Raw genomic sequence first — 17,243 nt, forward strand, 5'->3', positions numbered from 1 at the left:
GCTGTTACCGGAAAAGACAAATGACGAGCGAAATGAATAGACTTATTCTCACGATCGTTTGCACCCTTTCCGCGTTGTTGTTCGTCACCAACGCGAAGGCGCAATCCATCACTGCCGAGACCGTGGCTTCCAAGGTTCAACCGCCGGCCACCGATGGCAAGCTGCGGATCATCGTCTTCGGCGCGCACCCCGACGACGCCGAGTTCAAAGCCGGCGGCACGGCATCTTTGTGGGCGAAGCAGGGGCATCACGTCAAACTCGTCTCCGTCACGAACGGCGATATTGGTCATTGGCAAATGGCCGGCGGCCCGCTCGCCAAACGTCGCACGGCGGAGGCCAATGCTGCGAACGCCAAGTTCGGCAGCACCAGTCAGGTGCTCGACATTCACGACGGCGAATTGCTGCCGACGCTGGAACATCGCCAGACGATCTGCCGCTTGATTCGCGACTGGCGAGCCGACATCGTGATTGCGCATCGGCCGTGGGACTACCATCCCGATCACCGCTATGTCGGCGTGCTCGTGCAGGACGCGGCGTTCATGGTCACCGTGCCGTTCTTCTGCCCCGATACTCTGCCGCTGAAGAATAATCCGGTCTTCCTTTATTCAAGTGATGGTTTTCTCAAGCCCTACGCCTTTCGCCCCGATGTCGTTGTGGCCCTGGATGATATCTTCGATCAAAAGCTCGCAGGGCTGCATGAGTTGACCTCTCAAGTTTACGAAGGAGGCGCTAGTGGCAGCGAAGAGTTCGTCAGCAAAGTTCCTCCCGAGCGCGACGTTGCCGGTCGCAAAGCATGGCTCCGCGAAAAGTGGGAAGACCGCCAAAGTCGCGAAGCCGATAAATTTCGCGATCAACTTGTCAAACTCTACGGCGAAGAACGGGGTAAAAAGGTTCGCTTTGCCGAAGCCTTCGAATTGTGCGAATATGGTCGGCGGCCCACGCCCGAAGAACTCAAGAAACTGTTTCCCTTTTTCGACTAGCGTTGTCTTTCGCGCCGCGAAAGAACGCGTCTCCCGCGAGGTAGCGATGCGACTTCCCGTTTGGTTCTTCTTCGCCCTCGTTCTGTGCACGGCGAGCACTCGTGCCGAAGATGCGCCAGCTAAAACCCATCGCCCCAACATTCTCTGGTTCATCGTCGACGACATGTCGGCGAACTTTGCCTGCTACGGCGAAAAAACAGTCGCCACGCCGCACGTCGATCGGCTGGCTCGCGAAGGAACCAAGTTTGACAACGCCTTCGTCACCGCGCCGGTTTGTTCGCCCTGTCGCTCGGCGCTGATCACCGGCATGTATCAAACGACGATCGGCGCGCATCATCATCGCAGTGGCCGCGGCGTAGAGAAAATCAATCTGCCCACCGGTGTGCAACCGCTTCCGGTGTTGTTTCAGCAAGCCGGCTACTACACCTGCATCGGCAGCGGATTGGCCAATGTCAATCGCAGCGGCGAAGCGCCAAAGAAGAAGCAAGCTGCCGCGGCGACGGCTTTGGGAAAGACCGATTACAACTTCGAGTACGACGAGAAGATGTACAACTCGGCCGATTGGTCGGGGCGCAAGGAAGGTCAGCCATTTTTCATGCAGGTGCAACTGGCCGGCGGCAAGCTTCGCGGCAACAATTCGGCCAGCTGCCAAAAACTAGCTGAGCGTGCCAAGACGGAGTTTGGCGCGGCAACCGATCCAGAAAAAGTAACGCTCCCTGTCTATTACCCGCGTGATCCCGTGCTACTCGAAGATTGGGCCGCGTACCTTGACGCGGTTCGCTTCACAGACGATCACGTTGGCAAAGTGCTGGCTCGCCTCGAGAAGGAAGGGCTGCTCGAGCAAACGCTTGTCATTTTCATGACCGATCACGGCGTGAGTCACGCCCGCGGCAAGCAGTTTCTCTACAACGAGGGAACGCACGTGCCGTTAGTGATTCGCGGGCCCGGAGTCGCAGCGGGAAAAGTTCGCGGTGACTTGGTTCAGCACATCGATCTCGCAGCCATTTCGCTCGCCGCCGCGGGCATTGCAATTCCCGCGAAGATGCAAGCGAAAAATATTCTCGCCGCTGACTACCAACCGCGCGACGCCGTCTTCGCCGCCCGCGATCGTTGCGATGAAACGGTCGAGCGACTTCGCAGCGTACGGACCGAGCGTTTCCTCTACATTCGCAACGGCTATCCGCAGCGGCCTCATCTCCAGCCGAATGCATACAAGGAAGGAAAGGCGATCTTGCAGCGATTGCGCGCGATGCACGAGGAGAAGTCGCTGACTGAACTCCAAGAAAAGTTGCTCTTCTCGCCAACGCGCCCCGCCGAAGAACTGTACGATTGGCAGGCCGATCCGCAGCAAGTGCATAACCTGGCCAGCGATCCGAATCACGCGGGCATGCTGGAAAAGTTGCGTGCGCGTCTTGACCGCTGGATCGAAGAAACGGGCGACCAAGGTCAGCGACCAGAAGCCGAATCGCGTTACGATAGCGACATGGCAGAATACCTCGGCAAGGGAAATCCCGTTGTCGAAAAGAACATCGCGCTCATGAAGCAGTGGGCGAAAGAAGGAAAGTAAACGCCAGCGATGGAACTGCCGGTTATTCGGACTGCGGGTGAAGAGCATTGGGATTGCCAGAGCTGCGGCGTGTGCTGCCGCGGCTCGCTCATTCTGCTGAGTGAGCAGGATCTGCATAAGCTCCGCGAGCAACAATGGGAGAACGATCCGGAGTTCCAGGGAAAAAAGTTGCTGCTGCGCGACGCTCGCGCCGGCAGCGGACAACGCCTGGCTCAGCAGGCCGACGGCAGCTGTGTGTTTCTCACTGCGGCCGGTCGCTGCCGCGTGCATGAAAAGTTCGGCGCCGAGAGCAAGCCGCTCGTCTGCCGCGTGTTTCCCTTGCAACTCGTGCCGCGTGAGAAACAGGCCATTCTCACGCTCCGCCGCGCTTGTCCTTCGGCGGCCCTCGACACGGGCCGCGAGCTGAACGAGCATCTGCCGGAAATCAAACGTCTGGTCGCGGCCGGCGAGCTCGAAATCTCGCTCCCCACTGCCGAAACGACCGCGCAGCCTGCCTGGCAACAAGCCAATCGCGTGATGGCTGCCGCGGCCCGCATCTTTGGCGATGAACGTTTCCCGCCGGTGCGACGCGTCGTGCATGCACTGCTGTTCGCCAGGCTGCTCGATCGGGCTCGCACCAGTCAACTCGACACAGCGAAGTTCAGCGAGCTGATTACCCTCCTTGAATCGGGCGTGGCCGCCGAAGCATCGTCGTATTTCAGCGATCGCCGACCACCGAGCGCGCTGGGTGGATTGCTGTTTCGCTTAACGGCTGCAGAGTACGTGCGGCTGCATCCAGACTATCTTCCGCCTGGCGGCGTCTTCGCGCGATTGAAGTTGTTTCGCGCCTCGGTTCGCATGCTCCGCGGCCATGGCGAATTACCGACGCTCCATTCAAACTTTCCGCGCACCACCTTTGCCGCGCTCAATGAGCCTCTCGCGACGACCAATCCCGCGCTCCTCTCCACCGATATTCAACAGCCGCTCGCGCGCTACCTCGCGACTTCGGCGGCTTCTTATCAATATGCACTCGCCGGCCGTAAGCACTGGTCAATCGTGCAAAGCATTCGCGCGCTCGCGCTGACCTTTCCCATGGCGATGTATTTGCTGCGGTGGGCGACTGCGGGAAGAGAGCCGACGCGGGACGATGTCGCCCGCATCGTCACCGCGCTCGACCGCGGTCAAGGCTTTTCTTCGCTATCGGGCCCGCGCTACCGAATGGTGCTCGGCTTGCTTGATTTTCAAAACGATCTCGAGCGAATTGCCGTGTGGTATGCCCGTTAGTCGCGCGCGAGCTGAACTTCATTAAGATGCAAGTATGAACAAGGCCTTTGTCCGCGAACCCGATGGCGACGATGTTCTGTGTCCGCGCTGCCGGTCGCTAGGCGAATCGGTGCTCGCCAGTGCGTTCGCGGCCGCCACGACGGTGGAGCAGCGCCGGCAGTTGGCTGAGCGAGTTTTCTTTTGTCCAGCTGCGAGTTGCCCGGTGGCGTATTTCGATGCGCTCGAATCGGCCATCGAAGCCACTGCGCTGCCGCAGCCCGTTTATCCCAAGGATCCTACGGCGCCGCTGTGCGGTTGCTTCGGCCTCAAGCTCGAAGACATAGAAGACGACCTTGCTGAAGGAGCTCCCCGCCGCATCCGCGAACTGCTGGCCAAATCAAAATCGCCGGCCGCTTATTGCGCCACCGCCTCGCCCACCGGCCGCTGCTGCATGCCAGAAGTGCAGCGAGTTTATTTCAAACTGCGGGGCGGCACGTCTTGAAGGCGAGCACACGGCGGCACGGTTTTGCGGCCTGTAACGTTCGTGCGAGCCTCAGCTGCCCATCTGGGCGAGCGAACCTCTCCGGCGTAAACTATCTCCATCCCACTGCCGATAAGCAGTGAGCCACCGGGAGGGTAAGCGAATGGCTAGCGGCCACACTGGAAATGTGGTGCCCCGCAAGGGGTTGCGAGTTCGAGTCTCGTGCCCTCCGCTCTTTTAAAGCTAGGCGTTGCAATATTTTGCAACGCCTTTTTTATTGGCTTCGTTTGCCGATATTACTTCCCGCCAGACAAATACGATCCGCTGTTGTGGCGTCCTGCTGGCCACCAAACTTGGCCGGCGAATCCAGGAATGCGGAAGGCGCGGATTTGGGCCTGGGTTTCGGGGGCGATAAGGAAACGCTCGAAGGCTTTGGCGTCATCGGCATTCACGCCAGCGACTTTGTCCGGCCGAACGAGAATCGTGACCATCAGTCGTTGGAATAGCGCATCGTCTGACTTCAGGGCTTTCATTTCAATCTCGGGGTGCTCTTCACAATACTTCAGGAACGGCACGAGCCCCCACAGCGTGTAACCCTTTTCCTCGATGGCTGCTTTGATGGCATCTTTGGTCTCTGCCTGATTTCGCAGACCTTTGTCTCGGTACCAACCGGCTCGGTCAGGTTTGTCAGCTGCATGCCAGAGTACTTCGGCGAGGTACTTTTCAGTCTGCGAATTGTTCACGACGAATGGCGATTTCGTTTCCGCGATGCGGCGAAACGCGTCCACTGCATCACGGGCATCGGCGATTTTTGCTGGATCCGACGCCGGTCCAATGAGTGCCGCCTGATTCGAGAAAACCGGCCGAGGCCAAGCTCCCAGGCCCTCAGTGAAGAATTCTTCCGTCCCGCGGTGGCCATAATGCGAGATGACCAAATCGGCTTTACCATCGCGAGCCAAGCCGAAGACATCCTGACGACTATCAATCTGAACGGCCGTGCCGGTTTGCTTCTCAAACTCGGCGGCGAGTTGCTGCAGCAACCCGCTGCTCTCCGGCGTAATTACAGCCGCGACCCGCACAACACGCTTCTGCGGCGGATCTGCCGCAAATGCAGCAGTGGAACATACAAGTGATGCCAGCAAACATGCGCGGAGGAAACTCATTTGGATCTCGATGGCAATGGTAGTCTGGCGAAAAAATTCGGCCGCCTTTGCTTCGGCGGCGACAGGTTTTGTTTTACTCGCTGGCAGCGAATGACGGTCGTAACATTAGCTTGTTGCTCACTTCAGTTCTCGGTTTGTTCACCGTCGCGGCTACTCGCATTCAGCAGCTGTAATCGTTCCACTCGATGAGCAATTGCCGGCAAGATTTCCAGTTCGGTATAGAACATCGCACTGGGATCAATTCCCAGCCGCTCTTGCTGCTGAATGTGCTCGCTGACGACCGGCTGGCGGCCAATCAATGGCAAGATCACAAGCCAAACGACCGCCAAGCCCGCGATCGCGAGCAGCAATCGGCTGAAGCCCGCCAACGAACTCGGCTTGCTGGATGTGGTCATTTGGAAAGCGCCTCAGCCGCATGCGGAAAGACTTTCTCGAACATGACCCAGGCCATCAGCAACGTCAGTGCCAGATTTAGGGCTTGTCCACAAACATACAGCACGAGCGGCTTACCACCTTTCATGTACTGCGAAAGTTCGCGGAAATTGGTTTCCAATCCAATGCTGACAAACGCCAGGCAGAAGAACCAACCGCGGAGGATTTCCGTCGTGCCGCTGATTGTCGACTCGGTCAACGATTGGCCAGCGAGGTCGGTGGAGTAGATTGCAGAGAAGACAATCGACGCCCCAACAAAGCCCAAGACGAACTTGGGAAACCGGAGCCAGATTTCAGAAATGCCGGGACGCTGGCGGTCTTCGGACTTTTCGACATACATCACCCAATACACGGCAACGCCGAAGGCCACGGCGCCGATGAGGATGTTTTGAATCATCTTGACTGTGGCAGCCACTTCCAGCGCCGTGGGGCTGATCATGCCGCCGGCTGCCGCCACAGCGCCGGTCGAGTCGATCGTGCCGCCGAGCCAAGCGCCCGCCAGCACGTCGTTCATGCCCACCGCGCGAATGAACATCGGCATGACGACCATCATCACGACGGTGAACGCCAGCGACAAACCGATCGCGAGCGACAGTTCTTCTTTCTTTGCGCGACAGGCCGCCGCCGTGGCAATTGCTGCCGAGACCCCGCACACCGACATGTCAGCCGAAATCACCATATTCAGCGAGCGCGACGACATCCGCAGAACATACTGCCCGAAGGCGTAGGTCGTAATCAAGGTGATTGGCGTGACCACCCAAGACACAAAAATGCCGGGCAAACCGAGCACGAGAAGCCGGCTCAACAGGATCTCGGCGCCGAGCAACACGAGTCCGGTCTTGATGTAAAGTTCCGTGCGCAGCGCCGGCTTGAGGAATGCGGGCGTGCCGATCGTATTGCTGATGATCATGCCGATCAGGATGGCCCAGAGCGCATATTCGAGATTGTAGTTCTTGATGACTTCCTGGCCAGCGAGCACGTACGAGATCACCGCAAAAGCAAATAGCACGATAAAGGCTGCCGAAAACTTCCACGGATTTTCGCCGTTCAGTGCCGCGCCGATGCCGAATACGGTCATCGACGCCAGCGCCGCGCCGAGCAGGCCGTAATAAATGGGCTTGTTGTCGCGGAAGAAAGCCGCGCGCGGGTCATTTTTCCACGAACCGACTTTGGCGAGCGCATTTTTGAACGGGTTGGTATGCAGGCTCTTGAAAACCGACTCCAGCTTCTTTTCGGCTTCTTTCGTCTGCTTTTGTTTGGCAGTCTTTTCCTCGGCGGTGTTTGTCACAACCGCCTTTTCATCGGCCAGCGCTAACTTGAGGCGTGCATACTCGGCGGCTTTGGCATTGAAGTCAGTAGCGCGGCCCCGATAGGTGGCGACCAAGGTGACGGTCAGAATCAGGCCGCCAAGCAGGACGGCCAACCAATCTTCGGATTTGATCAGGGCCCACCTATTTGCTACCGCCACTTCTTCTTTTTCCGCCTCGCCCATCACCGCCCCTTTTTTGCTCTTGCTGCTCGTGGTTGTCCAATTGCCGCGACATAATCATATCGTATAGTGACACGATCATGTCGCAGCGGATGATGCAAACCAACGGGTAGGCGCCTAATGGCGGCTCGCATTTTCGGAGACTAACTCATGTCCCAGGCAGTTCTTGAACGTTCCACTTCTCCCCAGGTCCGGCTCACGAAGCTATTCATCAACAACGAATGGGTTGATTCCGCGCAGGGGCAGACGTTTGAAACATACAACCCAGCCACGGGCGAAGTGATTGCGGAAGTCGCTGAAGGAACTGCCGCCGATGTCGATCGCGCGGTGAAAGCAGCTCGCGCGGCACTGGAGAAGGGGACCTACGCCAAGATGGACGCTGCCGATCGCGGGCAGCTGCTTTTCAATCTGGCGGACTTGGTGCTGAAGAACAAAGCGGAACTCGCCGCGCTGGAATCGCTCAATTGCGGCAAGACGATCACCGATTCGCTGGGCGATATGCAAGGCGTGGCTAATTCGCTGCGCTACTACGGCGGCTGGGCTGATAAGGTCGAAGGGCGCACTCCGCCGGTGCGTGGCAGCTTTCTGACGTACACACTGCGGCAGCCAGTCGGCGTGGTTGGTCAGATCATTCCCTGGAACTTTCCGCTCGCGATGCTGGCTTGGAAACTCGGTCCCGCGATTGCTTGCGGCAACACGGTGGTGATGAAGCCCGCGGAACAGACTCCGCTGACTGCACTGCGCATTGCCGAACTCGCCATCGAAGCCGGCTTCCCGCCAGGCGTGCTCAATGTCATCAACGGTTTTGGCGAAACGGCTGGCAATGCACTTTGCGTCCATACCGATGTCGACAAGATTGCCTTCACCGGCCACGTCGACACAGCGAAGATCATTCAGAAGGCGACAGCCGACACGCTGAAACGCACTTCGTATGAGCTGGGTGGCAAGAGCCCCAATGTCGTTTTTGCTGACGCGAACATCGACGAAGCCGTTGACGGTTCCTTCCATGCCATCTATTTCCATGGTGGTCAGTGCTGTACCGCCGGCAGCCGGCTGTTTGTCGAAGAAAAGATCAAGGACGAATTCGTTGCCAAGCTGGCTGCGAAGGCCAAGGCTCGTCGCGTCGGTGATCCGCTCGATCCGAATACGCAACAAGGGCCGCAGGTTTCGCAAGAACAACTCGACAAGATCCTGGGCTATGTCGATTTGGGGCGCAAGCAAGGCGCCAAACTCGTTGTGGGCGGCGAGCGCGTCGGCGGCAAGGGTTACTTCGTCGAGCCGACGATTTTCGACGGCGTGCGCGATGACATGGCCATCGCCAAGGACGAAATCTTTGGACCGGTCGTCAGCGTTCTTCCCTTCAAGTCACAAGACGAAGTGTTTGAACGAGCCAATCGCACCAATTACGGTCTGGCTGCGGCGATTTGGACCAAGGACATCGACAAAGCGCACCTCTACGCCAAGCACGTCAAAGCGGGAACCGTGTGGGTGAACTGCTACCACGTGGTCGATGCGACAACGCCCTTCGGCGGGTTCAAGCAATCGGGGCATGGCCGCGAAAACGGAGAAGCCGCACTCGAACTCTACACCGAAACTAAGACCGTTACGGTGAAACTCGGCTAATTGGAAAGGCGGAATATGGACGCGGAACGAAGCGTTTTGGTGCTGCAGCACGTCGCGTGTGAGACCCTCGGGACAATCGAGGGAACATTACACGCAGGGGGTTTGTGCCCGCAATACATTCGCGTCCATGCCGGCGAGCCAGTTCCCTCGCAGATCGGAAACGCTGCAGGACTGATCGTTCTCGGTGGGCCGATGAGTGTTTACGAGTACGACCGCCTGCCGCATTTGATGCAAGAGATGCGGCTGATCGGCTCGGCACTCGGCAGCCATCGGCCTGTGCTGGGCATCTGCCTGGGGAGTCAATTGCTCGCGCATGTGCTTGGCAGCAAGGTCCGCGCTGGCCCGCGCAAAGAAATCGGCTGGGACGACGTCACCCTAAGTGAGTCCACATCCGTTGATCCGCTCTTCAGGACAGCTCCTGCGCGCTTCACGGGTTTTCATTGGCATGGCGATGTGTTTGATGTTCCCGCGCAGGCAACTTGTCTCGCCTCGTCGGACATGACCGACTGCCAGGCATTTCGCTATGGCCAGAACGCTTACGGGATCTTGTTTCACCTCGAAGTGACCGAGCCGCAGATCGACAAGATGGTGGCGGCTTTTGAGGACGAATTGACTGCAGCCGGCGTCAACGTTCCGGCGATGCTGTCCCAATCGAAGACGAACTTGCCCCAACTCACTGCCCTCGGTCAGCAGGTGTTTGGTGAGTGGGCGAAACTCGCTGCCGGCGTTTCGATCGCCTAGGGAGAATCCATATGAAGCAACGCGTAGTCATCGCAAACCAGCAGTATTTTTACACGCGAACCGAAACGCGTTTCTATGGCGGTCCGCGCGATGGTGAACTTCTGGCTTGCCAAGATGACACCGTCAGCATGACCGACGCTGACGGAATCCTCTGGCAAACGAACGGCGGGATGCCGGGCGAGTTCTATTTCACGCTCAGCGAATACGGCAGCCAATTCTTGAATCGCCGCTTGCCGAAGTCGCATTGTTACCAGGTGACGGCCCGCTGGATTTGCAAGGAGGCGCTCTGCCTCATTCTCGCCTATCGAGGTCTAGAAAATGTGGGCGAAGTTAGCGACCGCTAGTTCCGCTTGTCGATTTTCGCTGGAGGCATTCGACTAGGGATTGGTCTTTTACCACCGCCTCTCGCTAGAGATTCATCATGGAAAACGTGCCACATCCCCCGATTGTCTCGCAAGCCGAATGGCTCAGCGCACGCAAACACCTGCTGGCTGCGGAAAAACAACTAACGCAGCAGTCCGATGCAGTGAATGCCCAACGCCGCCGGCTGCCGATGGTGAAGATTGAAAAGGAGTACGTATTTAACGGACCGCTCGGCCAGGTTCGGCTGCTCGATCTGTTTGAAGGACGACGGCAACTTATCGTTTATCACTTCATGTTCGATCCCAATTGGGACAGAGGCTGCGACGGCTGCACTGGTTTGGTCGATGCCTTTGGCGACCTCTCGATGCTCGCCAAGCGCGACACCTCGCTGGTGCTTATCTCGCGCGCACCGCTCGAGAAATTGGAGCGATACAAACGCGACCGCGGCTGGATCTGGCCTTGGTTTTCATCCTTTGGCTCCGATTTCAATTACGACTTCCATGCCACGTTCGATCCCGCAGTTGCACCCATCGAGCATAACTTTCTCACGGCTGCCGAAATCGAACAGAAGAACGGCAAACCTTGGACGTTCAAAGGCGAGTCGCACGCGCTGAGCGTCTTCTTCCGAATCGACGTCGACGTCTATCACACGTATTCCAGCTTTGCCCGCGGCTGCGAGTCACTAACCGATTCTTATCGCTTGCTCGATTGCACTCCCTTTGGTCGGCAAGAGGATTTCGAGGATTCACCGGATGGTTGGCCGCAAAAGCCGACGTACGGCTAATATCGCCGTGAGGCTTGTTCAAAACGAATGCTTAAGGTGACCTCACAGTTGCTGCATTGATCTTAGTTTTGCGGCCAGTTCTCGCAGGTCTTCCTCATTGATATCGACAAAAGAGTCTATCGATCGAATCGCAGCCAGTACGCTGTCGTGCGTCTGGCCTGGGCTCGGGACTTCTGGTGGGATCGAGTGCCTGTTGAGGATCGAAGGATAACGCCGCCAGCGTAGCAGGTTGTTGATGATGATGGCCAACAGCACCATGATCAGCGCGTTAGCTAGGACTGGTTGACTTACAAAGCGGAATCCCATCTGACGAATCCCGCTGCCGCCGATGACCGCGGTCAGGGCAGTAGCGCCGCCGGGTGGATGAATGCACTTCAACTGAATCATCGCAGCAATAGACAACCCTACTGCGATAGCCGCCGCGGCATTTTGATCGGGAATGTACTGCGCACAGGCGACGCCGATTGCTGCCGAAACGATGTGCCCTACCAACACAGGCCAGGGTTGAGAAAGTTGCCCATGCGGTACAGCGAACAGCAGGACGGCACTGGCTCCCATCGAAGCGACGATCGCCATCGTTTCTTGCTGTGGCACAAAGTGTTGGGTGATGAATGCGAGCGCTAAGATGGAGAGCCCACCGCCGATGCAAGCCACAAGTGTCTCGACGCTACTGACCTCAATTAACTCAACTCCAACCAATCGGCGAACTACGTCCAGAATCATCAAGTGCCCCTACGATCACGGTCTTCGATCAAAGCTTCAACTGCCATGAGCAACGCCAGTTCGGTTGCAGATTACGGTTGGGATGATTTTTTGAGCGGAATGGTAATCGACAATCCTGCCTTGCGATCTTTGTTGCTAGTCCGGTTCGGCGCATGACATTTCAGGCAATCGGAAGTCAAAGTAACGAGGCCGACGTAGCGGAACACATCGGACTCGCTCTGGGCGAATTCTGCCTTCCCGGACGCTAGCGCTTTGGCGGCTTCCTTTTCAAAACTGCTGCTGGGACGGTTGTCGGCATTCATTGCATCCAAGTCGATGGATAACCATTTCAGTTTCACCTTCTGCCGATTTTCCAGCTCGCGAAATACCTTTTGCAGCGACACGGCGGGGATCGCTAAGCGTTCGTCCTCGCGGTAGTAGTCCGCATGCACAACGTGCAAAGTCGCGTGCAGCGCTTCGTGCAGAACCCGCGCTTGTTGTTTGGCTTCTGTTTCCGTTAATCGTTCTACAGCCGTTGCGGTTTGCTCTTCAGCAGGGAGGCGCTTCTGCGACCAACCGATTGCCAGTAGCAGTGCAACGATCAGGGGCGTGCAAATGAAGCGAACTAGTTTCATGTTCAGCTCGGAATATTTTCGTGGATACGCGACGGCATTACTCAGCAGCGACGGGCACGCCGATGACGAGCGCTGCAAAGCGCGGTGACTTCGGCGAATCTTTGAAAAAGCCGGTATGGCAGGCAACGCAACCTTCGCCAAGAGGAATGGCTGCAGCCCGCCAGTAGTAGCCATCCCGCGTTTCTTCGACGGCCGTCTCTCCTGCGGAAATCTTGGTGGCAGCGTGTTTTTCGAAAGCTGACTTCGGCTCGTGACCAATACTCATCGCCTTGGTATTGACTGCGATCCAACGCGTCTTGAGCTTAGAGTCTCGTCCAACTTCGGCGAAGACATCCTCCAGAGCGCGGGCGGGCACAATCGCTCGTTCGCCGTGAAAGTAGCGCTCATGCATCACATCGAGCGTAGCCGCATAGATCTGATGCATGAGCTTCGCGCGATCACGGGCGACGGCGACCGGTACCTGAGTGTGGCTATCGGATTGATCGCTTCGAGCGGGTGGTTCTTCCGAAAAACTGCGACTCTGCAAGACGCCGCAGGCTAGGCTCAAGGCGCCGGCAATCAATATCCCGGCAAATGCGAATCGGCAAACAGGATTCAAGATTCTATTCCTTTCGGTTAATGACTGACGGCGTCTGTGCGAGCAGGCCAGCCGGACCAGTTGGATTGAGACTGCAGCGATACTCTTCAATCGCGTGGCCAAGTTGCGCAATCAAGGCCCCAAATAGTCCGCGATGCTCCAAGAGAAATATTTCGGCTTGCTGCAGTTCGTCGGGCGAAGGGTAATGTTCTGCAGAGAGCGGTAGGCGAATCGCCTTGAAAACTGCGAAGGGCGCTAACAGCAATTGCTGCAGGCCAGCCAGGCAACACTGGATCGCTTCGCTCTGCGGTGTCCAAGCCAGTTGATGCAGTCCCATGGTGCTTCGCGAACCGAGCCGATTGGGCTTGTTTGTTTCGACTCGATAGCGATTGAAGAGCGCGGCCGACAGACATTGCAGTTCGAAGGTCTCACAGCGCTCGTGCCCAGGGAGCAACCACTCTCCGACACACTGGCCGTGTTTGTAAACCTCAGCGGCAACTTGCAGCGGGTCGACTTCGGCCACCGACTCGCGCGCTATCCAACCCGGCGGCGAAACTTCGATCCAGTAAGACATAGGCCGCTGCTCATGCCGCGAGTGTCGGCGCGTCCGCTCACCAGCCGTGTCCACGATGATGCGAAGTTTCGCGCCCACGACAGCCACGCTGGTGTTGGCTTCACGGCAGGCTTGCTCCAGAGATTTGCCCGCGCAGAAATAATCAATCGAAAATTCTTCGAAGACTCTCATTGACTCGGGGTAATCGATCACCCAGTCAACTACGGAAGCAATGATGTCGACCTCGGGCAAGTGCATGTGCGGCTCGCGCTGGAAAGTGCAGACCGATTGCTATCTCCGCTGACGAAGTCGCCTTGTTGAGAGGATAGGCCCTTACTGATGTTTGGACAATATATGTTTAAACGTCTATTGTCAAGTGATTTGCTGTAACGTCGTTTGTGAGGTGGAATCGCTTCGGCATACCAGCAGCGATAGTCGCGACGAGATTGACTAGGCGCGCATTTCCTTCAATTGCTTGGTTGCGATTCCAATCGGGCGGTCCAGCGGAATGCCGGCGCAGGTGAGTATGGTGGTGAGTAGGTCGCCCTGATTTCCGCGGGTGTCTGGCAGAAAGCGCCCCGTACGCAGGGAACCGCCGCCTTTGCCTGCGAGGATGAAGGGCAGGTTCTCGCGAGTGTGCTTGTTGCCATCCTCCAGGCCGGAGCCCCACATCAAGATGCAGTTGTCTAGCAGCGTCCCTTCGCCTTCGCGCAAACCGTGCATTTTCTTCACCATGTACGCGAACTGCTCGATATTGAAGGACGTGATCGCGGCTACTTTGCGGACCATCTCCGCTTCGTTGTTGTGGTGGGTTTGCGAGTGATGTTGGTTATTGAATCCGAGTTCGGGATAAGAAACGCCGTTCGGCGTCGAGCCGATGTAGGTAAACACACGAGTTGTGTCAGTCTGCAGCGCCAGCACGGCGAGGTCGCACATCACCTGCATGTACTCGCTGCGCTTGTCTCCCTCTGGAATCTTGATTTCGATGGGGGGCGAATCGGAATCGTTGCGCCGGCTGGAACGGACGCCCGCTTTCTCCAAGGCGGCATCTTTCTGGCGCGATTCGATGGCCGCAATCCGCCGTTCAACTGAGCGAACGCTGTCCAGGTATTCATCCAGTTTTTTCTGGTCGGTTGACGGCAAGGTGCGCCTGAGATCCCTCGCGCCTCCCAAGACCAAATCCAGCATGCGCTGATCAAGAGAACTCGTCCCTATTGGACTCTGTTGACTCGAGCCGCCGCCACTCGATTGTTCCTTCGTGCTGAACAACCGCTTGAGCACATTGCGCGGATTGATCTCGGCAGGAACAGGTTGCGTCGGCGATTTGAAACTGCAGTGCGAGTAATAGGCCTCGTTCAATCCTTCCTGGTTTTCCTTCCACGTCTGCGGCATCGTGGCGAGTTCCAGAGACGTCAACGTCGTGGACGCTCCCACGTAGTTCGCGGCAACTTGATCGGCAGAAATCGAGATGTCGATCTCATTTCGCCTGGCCGCGTTCGGCAGCGCCGCCGTCAGCCAGGTTGATAGTTCCAGGGCGTGAGGTGCACCGTTGAAAGGAGCAATCGGAACGCCTGAGATTCCCTTCATCAGGAGACATTGGTCGAGCACAGGCTGCAGCGACGTCAGCGCTGGTGGTGGCGATGACAGAAAACTCTCCGCATCGGCGGGCCAGAACTGATCCATGATGACGCCGTGAGGCATGTACATGAATCCAAGTCGGACCGGTGGCTTGTGCGATTTACTGTCGCCTGATTCCGCTGCCATGGTCTCCAAGAGAGGCAGGGCCAAGGAGAGGCCCATTCCTTGCAGACAGGCACGACGACTCAGAATGTTCTTAGTCATTGGAAATCTTCTTTTCAGGTCCCGCTGCAGGGATTCGACGATGTGTGAAGGGATAACTGGTCACAACCGCGCTAATGAGGGTTTGCATGCGATATTCATCGGCGGCGAAGTCCTGCATCAAACCATCAACCACAATTTCGTCATAGCCTTCCAGCTTTCTGCACAACGCATAGGCCAATAGCCGTTCTACCAGGTTACGTGAAAAATCTTCCCGGCGTTCGCTGATGATCGCCTTTAACTCTTTCGGGCTGGAAAAGCGTTTGCCACCTGGTAGCTCACCCGACGCATCGATTGCCGCGCCGTTCTCTTCCCGCTCACGCCAGCGGCCAATCGCGTCAAAATTCTCCAGGCCAAATCCGATGGGGTCGAGCATCTGATGACAATTTGCGCACACCGCATTCGTGCGGTGCAGTTCAGTGCGCTGGCGCAAGGTCAGGTTTGCGACCTTCGACTGGTCCTGTTTCTCTAATGCCGGAATATCCGGCGGGGCCGGCGGCACGTGATCGCCTAGAACCTGCTCCAGCACCCACACACCTCGTTTCACAGGGCTCGTGCGATTGGGAAACGATGTTGCCGCAAGCACGCCGGGCATTCCCAAAATGCCGCCGCGATTGGCATCGGTTAGTTGAACTCGCCGCATTTCTGGTCCCGCGACCTTCCCTTCCAAGCCGTAGATCTTGGCCAGCGGCTCATTAAGGAAGGTGTAGTCGGCATCGATAAAATTCATTGCATTGCGATTTTCACGCACGATGCTTTCGAAGAAGAGCCGGGCTTCGTCATACATGGCCGAACGCTGCTCCCTGGTAATCACAGGGAACTGCGCAGCGTCGTAGGTCTTGCCCGCGAAATTTTCCAGGCCCAACCACTGGGCCCCAAAGCCGTCGAACAGCGCGCGCGAGCGTGGATCCTCCAGCATGCGCTTCACTTGCGCTTTTAGAATCGCCGGCTCGCTCAGCTTTCCGTTGTCCGCCAACGCCATGAGCTGATCATCGGGCATCGTTGCCCACAGCAGATAGGACAAGCGTGAGGCGAGTTGATAATCGTCCAGACGAACGACTCCCGCGCCCGGCTTAGCTTCTGCGGGAGTAATGAACAGAAATTGCGGCGAAACGATTATGGCCTTGAGCATCAACCGCAGCGACGCGGAATAAGCGAGCTTATTTTCCCGCCCCAGATCGAACACCTTCAGCAGAACATCGAGCTCGTCCTGCGAGGGAGGGCGACGATATGCCTTGCGGGCCAGCGAGCGGGCGACTTCTCGCGCCGCTGCCCGCTCGTCTGCTCCGGAGGGAGGTGGCTCACCAAACAGCCGACGTTGCATTTCGGTCGGCTTCGCATCGTCCGGCGATACCACCAGATCGAGTGCCTTATTGGCGATTGCGAGACACTGCTCCAGTTGCAAGGGCGAAAGAGAATTCAAATATCCAGCGCCACTGACCTCGTCTGGCAACTCGCCAGCAATTGCGGGATCGACACCCAGCAAGTCATGCAACGTGTTCGCGTATTCGGTCTTCGTCAATCGCCGAATGACAAAGAGCCCTGGATCCTTTGGACTAAGAAACTTGATCTTCGTCAGCCAATCGACGAACATCTGCCGATCCGCATCGGCGGGCTGATTCTTTGCGTAGTCCGGCGGCATGTCATGCGCCTTGGCCCGCGCAGTTGCCTTTTTCCACAGCTCGCTGAACGCCGAGTGGCCAGGACTGTTTAGCGCCGGGGAGAAGTTGACTCCGGCTTCGGTCGGTCGCTTATTGGAGTGACACTCTAAGCAATAGGTTTTAACAAACGGTGAGACGTGATCGCGGAAGTATTTCTCGGCGTCGGCTTTGCTGGCAACTTCGCCATCGGCAGCAGGCTGAGCGAAGCCCTTGAGTGGCAGCGCGCACAAAACGCCGAGGACTGCCATGGCTGCCAAACCACCGCGAAAACGTGCTGCTAACATCGCCACCCCACTGGCCAACTACACCAATCTCTATCGAGTTGCTCTAAGAGATCCATTCTCGCTGGCTGTTGGCTATCCAGCAACCTACTGATGCCTATTGATGCGAGATTGAACTGCATCGGAGCGA

General features: G+C 57.4%; 17 protein-coding genes and 1 tRNA gene. 9 read left to right on the forward strand and 9 right to left on the reverse strand.

The annotated features are described in order from the left end of the window. Nucleotides 1-32 precede the first annotated feature (32 nt). From M9Q49_RS10875 to M9Q49_RS10895, 5 genes are all read left to right on the forward strand, one after another. Nucleotides 33-980, forward strand: coding sequence for a PIG-L deacetylase family protein (locus M9Q49_RS10875; RefSeq protein ID WP_254508767.1), 948 nt, complete (start codon nucleotides 33-35; stop codon nucleotides 978-980). Nucleotides 981-1,026: 46 nt separating this feature from the next. Then, nucleotides 1,027-2,547, forward strand: coding sequence for a sulfatase family protein (locus M9Q49_RS10880; RefSeq protein WP_254508768.1), 1,521 nt, complete (start codon nucleotides 1,027-1,029; stop codon nucleotides 2,545-2,547). A 9-nt stretch (nucleotides 2,548-2,556) separates the two neighbouring features. After that, entirely contained in the window at nucleotides 2,557-3,810 is a 1,254-nt protein-coding gene (locus tag M9Q49_RS10885) for a YkgJ family cysteine cluster protein (protein WP_254508769.1), read from the forward strand. Between the two features lie 34 nt (nucleotides 3,811-3,844). Further along, a complete protein-coding gene (locus tag M9Q49_RS10890) occupies nucleotides 3,845-4,291 on the forward strand; it encodes a hypothetical protein (RefSeq protein ID WP_254508770.1) in 447 nt (148 codons plus the stop codon). 129 nt (nucleotides 4,292-4,420) lie between these two features. Continuing rightward, nucleotides 4,421-4,502: transfer RNA gene (locus M9Q49_RS10895), tRNA-Ser, on the forward strand. Nucleotides 4,503-4,566: 64 nt separating this feature from the next. Here M9Q49_RS10895 and M9Q49_RS10900 read toward each other — a convergent pair. From M9Q49_RS10900 to M9Q49_RS10910, 3 genes are all read right to left on the reverse strand, one after another. Next, nucleotides 4,567-5,433, reverse strand: coding sequence for a substrate-binding domain-containing protein (locus tag M9Q49_RS10900; protein WP_254508771.1), 867 nt, complete (start codon nucleotides 5,431-5,433; stop codon nucleotides 4,567-4,569). A 122-nt stretch (nucleotides 5,434-5,555) separates the two neighbouring features. Next, nucleotides 5,556-5,828: a hypothetical protein gene (locus tag M9Q49_RS10905; protein WP_254508772.1), complete on the reverse strand. Its 273-nt coding sequence runs from the start codon at nucleotides 5,826-5,828 to the stop codon at nucleotides 5,556-5,558. Further along, on the reverse strand, nucleotides 5,825-7,357 hold the full coding sequence (locus M9Q49_RS10910) for a YeiH family protein (protein ID WP_449224116.1): 1,533 nt from the start codon (nucleotides 7,355-7,357) through the stop codon (nucleotides 5,825-5,827). The genes M9Q49_RS10905 and M9Q49_RS10910 overlap by 4 nt, the downstream gene beginning before the upstream one ends. A 147-nt stretch (nucleotides 7,358-7,504) precedes the next feature. Between M9Q49_RS10910 and M9Q49_RS10915 the strand changes: the two genes are divergently transcribed. From M9Q49_RS10915 to M9Q49_RS10930, 4 genes are all read left to right on the forward strand, one after another. Then, nucleotides 7,505-8,977: an aldehyde dehydrogenase family protein gene (locus M9Q49_RS10915; protein WP_254508774.1), complete on the forward strand. Its 1,473-nt coding sequence runs from the start codon at nucleotides 7,505-7,507 to the stop codon at nucleotides 8,975-8,977. A 15-nt stretch (nucleotides 8,978-8,992) separates the two neighbouring features. After that, nucleotides 8,993-9,718: a type 1 glutamine amidotransferase gene (locus M9Q49_RS10920; RefSeq protein ID WP_254508775.1), complete on the forward strand. Its 726-nt coding sequence runs from the start codon at nucleotides 8,993-8,995 to the stop codon at nucleotides 9,716-9,718. Nucleotides 9,719-9,729: 11 nt separating this feature from the next. After that, entirely contained in the window at nucleotides 9,730-10,062 is a 333-nt protein-coding gene (locus M9Q49_RS10925) for a hypothetical protein (RefSeq protein ID WP_254508776.1), read from the forward strand. Nucleotides 10,063-10,139: 77 nt separating this feature from the next. After that, nucleotides 10,140-10,865 carry a DUF899 domain-containing protein gene (locus M9Q49_RS10930; protein WP_254508777.1) on the forward strand — a complete coding sequence of 242 codons (726 nt, stop codon included), beginning with the start codon at nucleotides 10,140-10,142 and terminating at the stop codon, nucleotides 10,863-10,865. Nucleotides 10,866-10,907: 42 nt separating this feature from the next. Here M9Q49_RS10930 and M9Q49_RS10935 read toward each other — a convergent pair whose 3' ends face one another. From M9Q49_RS10935 to M9Q49_RS10960, 6 genes are all read right to left on the reverse strand, one after another. Next, nucleotides 10,908-11,588, reverse strand: a complete 681-nt coding sequence (locus tag M9Q49_RS10935) for an HPP family protein (RefSeq protein ID WP_254508778.1) — start codon at nucleotides 11,586-11,588, stop codon at nucleotides 10,908-10,910. Between the two features lie 71 nt (nucleotides 11,589-11,659). Continuing rightward, the gene (locus M9Q49_RS10940) at nucleotides 11,660-12,202 is read right to left on the reverse strand and encodes a c-type heme family protein (RefSeq protein ID WP_254508779.1); all 543 of its coding nucleotides are present in this window, start codon (nucleotides 12,200-12,202) and stop codon (nucleotides 11,660-11,662) included. A 37-nt stretch (nucleotides 12,203-12,239) separates the two neighbouring features. Further along, nucleotides 12,240-12,626: a hypothetical protein gene (locus M9Q49_RS10945; protein ID WP_254508780.1), complete on the reverse strand. Its 387-nt coding sequence runs from the start codon at nucleotides 12,624-12,626 to the stop codon at nucleotides 12,240-12,242. 178 nt (nucleotides 12,627-12,804) lie between these two features. Then, nucleotides 12,805-13,590 (reverse strand): DUF542 domain-containing protein, encoded by a 786-nt coding sequence (locus tag M9Q49_RS10950; protein ID WP_254508781.1) that lies wholly within the window; start codon nucleotides 13,588-13,590, stop codon nucleotides 12,805-12,807. 192 nt (nucleotides 13,591-13,782) lie between these two features. Then, on the reverse strand, nucleotides 13,783-15,174 hold the full coding sequence (locus M9Q49_RS10955; protein WP_254508782.1) for a DUF1552 domain-containing protein: 1,392 nt from the start codon (nucleotides 15,172-15,174) through the stop codon (nucleotides 13,783-13,785). After that, nucleotides 15,167-16,765 carry a DUF1592 domain-containing protein gene (locus M9Q49_RS10960; protein ID WP_254508783.1) on the reverse strand — a complete coding sequence of 533 codons (1,599 nt, stop codon included), beginning with the start codon at nucleotides 16,763-16,765 and terminating at the stop codon, nucleotides 15,167-15,169. Before M9Q49_RS10960 ends, M9Q49_RS10955 begins: the two co-directional genes overlap by 8 nt. Between the last annotated feature and the right edge of the window lie 478 nt (nucleotides 16,766-17,243).

The organism is Anatilimnocola floriformis (genome assembly GCF_024256385.1).
GTDB lineage: Bacteria > Planctomycetota > Planctomycetia > Pirellulales > Pirellulaceae > Anatilimnocola > Anatilimnocola floriformis.

What these genes read in the sequence shown, in the direction of transcription:
- M9Q49_RS10875 (WP_254508767.1), top strand. Translation starts at nt 33, where the DNA reads ATGAATAGACTTATTCTCACGATCGTTTGCACCCTTTCCGCGTTGTTG.
- M9Q49_RS10880 (WP_254508768.1), top strand. Translation starts at nt 1,027, where the DNA reads ATGCGACTTCCCGTTTGGTTCTTCTTCGCCCTCGTTCTGTGCACGGCG.
- M9Q49_RS10885 (WP_254508769.1), top strand. Translation starts at nt 2,557, where the DNA reads ATGGAACTGCCGGTTATTCGGACTGCGGGTGAAGAGCATTGGGATTGC.
- M9Q49_RS10890 (WP_254508770.1), top strand. Translation starts at nt 3,845, where the DNA reads ATGAACAAGGCCTTTGTCCGCGAACCCGATGGCGACGATGTTCTGTGT.
- M9Q49_RS10900 (WP_254508771.1), bottom strand. Translation starts at nt 5,433, where the DNA reads ATGAGTTTCCTCCGCGCATGTTTGCTGGCATCACTTGTATGTTCCACT.
- M9Q49_RS10905 (WP_254508772.1), bottom strand. Translation starts at nt 5,828, where the DNA reads ATGACCACATCCAGCAAGCCGAGTTCGTTGGCGGGCTTCAGCCGATTG.
- M9Q49_RS10910 (WP_449224116.1), bottom strand. Translation starts at nt 7,357, where the DNA reads ATGGGCGAGGCGGAAAAAGAAGAAGTGGCGGTAGCAAATAGGTGGGCC.
- M9Q49_RS10915 (WP_254508774.1), top strand. Translation starts at nt 7,505, where the DNA reads ATGTCCCAGGCAGTTCTTGAACGTTCCACTTCTCCCCAGGTCCGGCTC.
- M9Q49_RS10920 (WP_254508775.1), top strand. Translation starts at nt 8,993, where the DNA reads ATGGACGCGGAACGAAGCGTTTTGGTGCTGCAGCACGTCGCGTGTGAG.
- M9Q49_RS10925 (WP_254508776.1), top strand. Translation starts at nt 9,730, where the DNA reads ATGAAGCAACGCGTAGTCATCGCAAACCAGCAGTATTTTTACACGCGA.
- M9Q49_RS10930 (WP_254508777.1), top strand. Translation starts at nt 10,140, where the DNA reads ATGGAAAACGTGCCACATCCCCCGATTGTCTCGCAAGCCGAATGGCTC.
- M9Q49_RS10935 (WP_254508778.1), bottom strand. Translation starts at nt 11,588, where the DNA reads ATGATTCTGGACGTAGTTCGCCGATTGGTTGGAGTTGAGTTAATTGAG.
- M9Q49_RS10940 (WP_254508779.1), bottom strand. Translation starts at nt 12,202, where the DNA reads ATGAAACTAGTTCGCTTCATTTGCACGCCCCTGATCGTTGCACTGCTA.
- M9Q49_RS10945 (WP_254508780.1), bottom strand. Translation starts at nt 12,626, where the DNA reads ATGCATCAGATCTATGCGGCTACGCTCGATGTGATGCATGAGCGCTAC.
- M9Q49_RS10950 (WP_254508781.1), bottom strand. Translation starts at nt 13,590, where the DNA reads ATGCACTTGCCCGAGGTCGACATCATTGCTTCCGTAGTTGACTGGGTG.
- M9Q49_RS10955 (WP_254508782.1), bottom strand. Translation starts at nt 15,174, where the DNA reads ATGACTAAGAACATTCTGAGTCGTCGTGCCTGTCTGCAAGGAATGGGC.
- M9Q49_RS10960 (WP_254508783.1), bottom strand. Translation starts at nt 16,765, where the DNA reads ATGTTCGTCGATTGGCTGACGAAGATCAAGTTTCTTAGTCCAAAGGAT.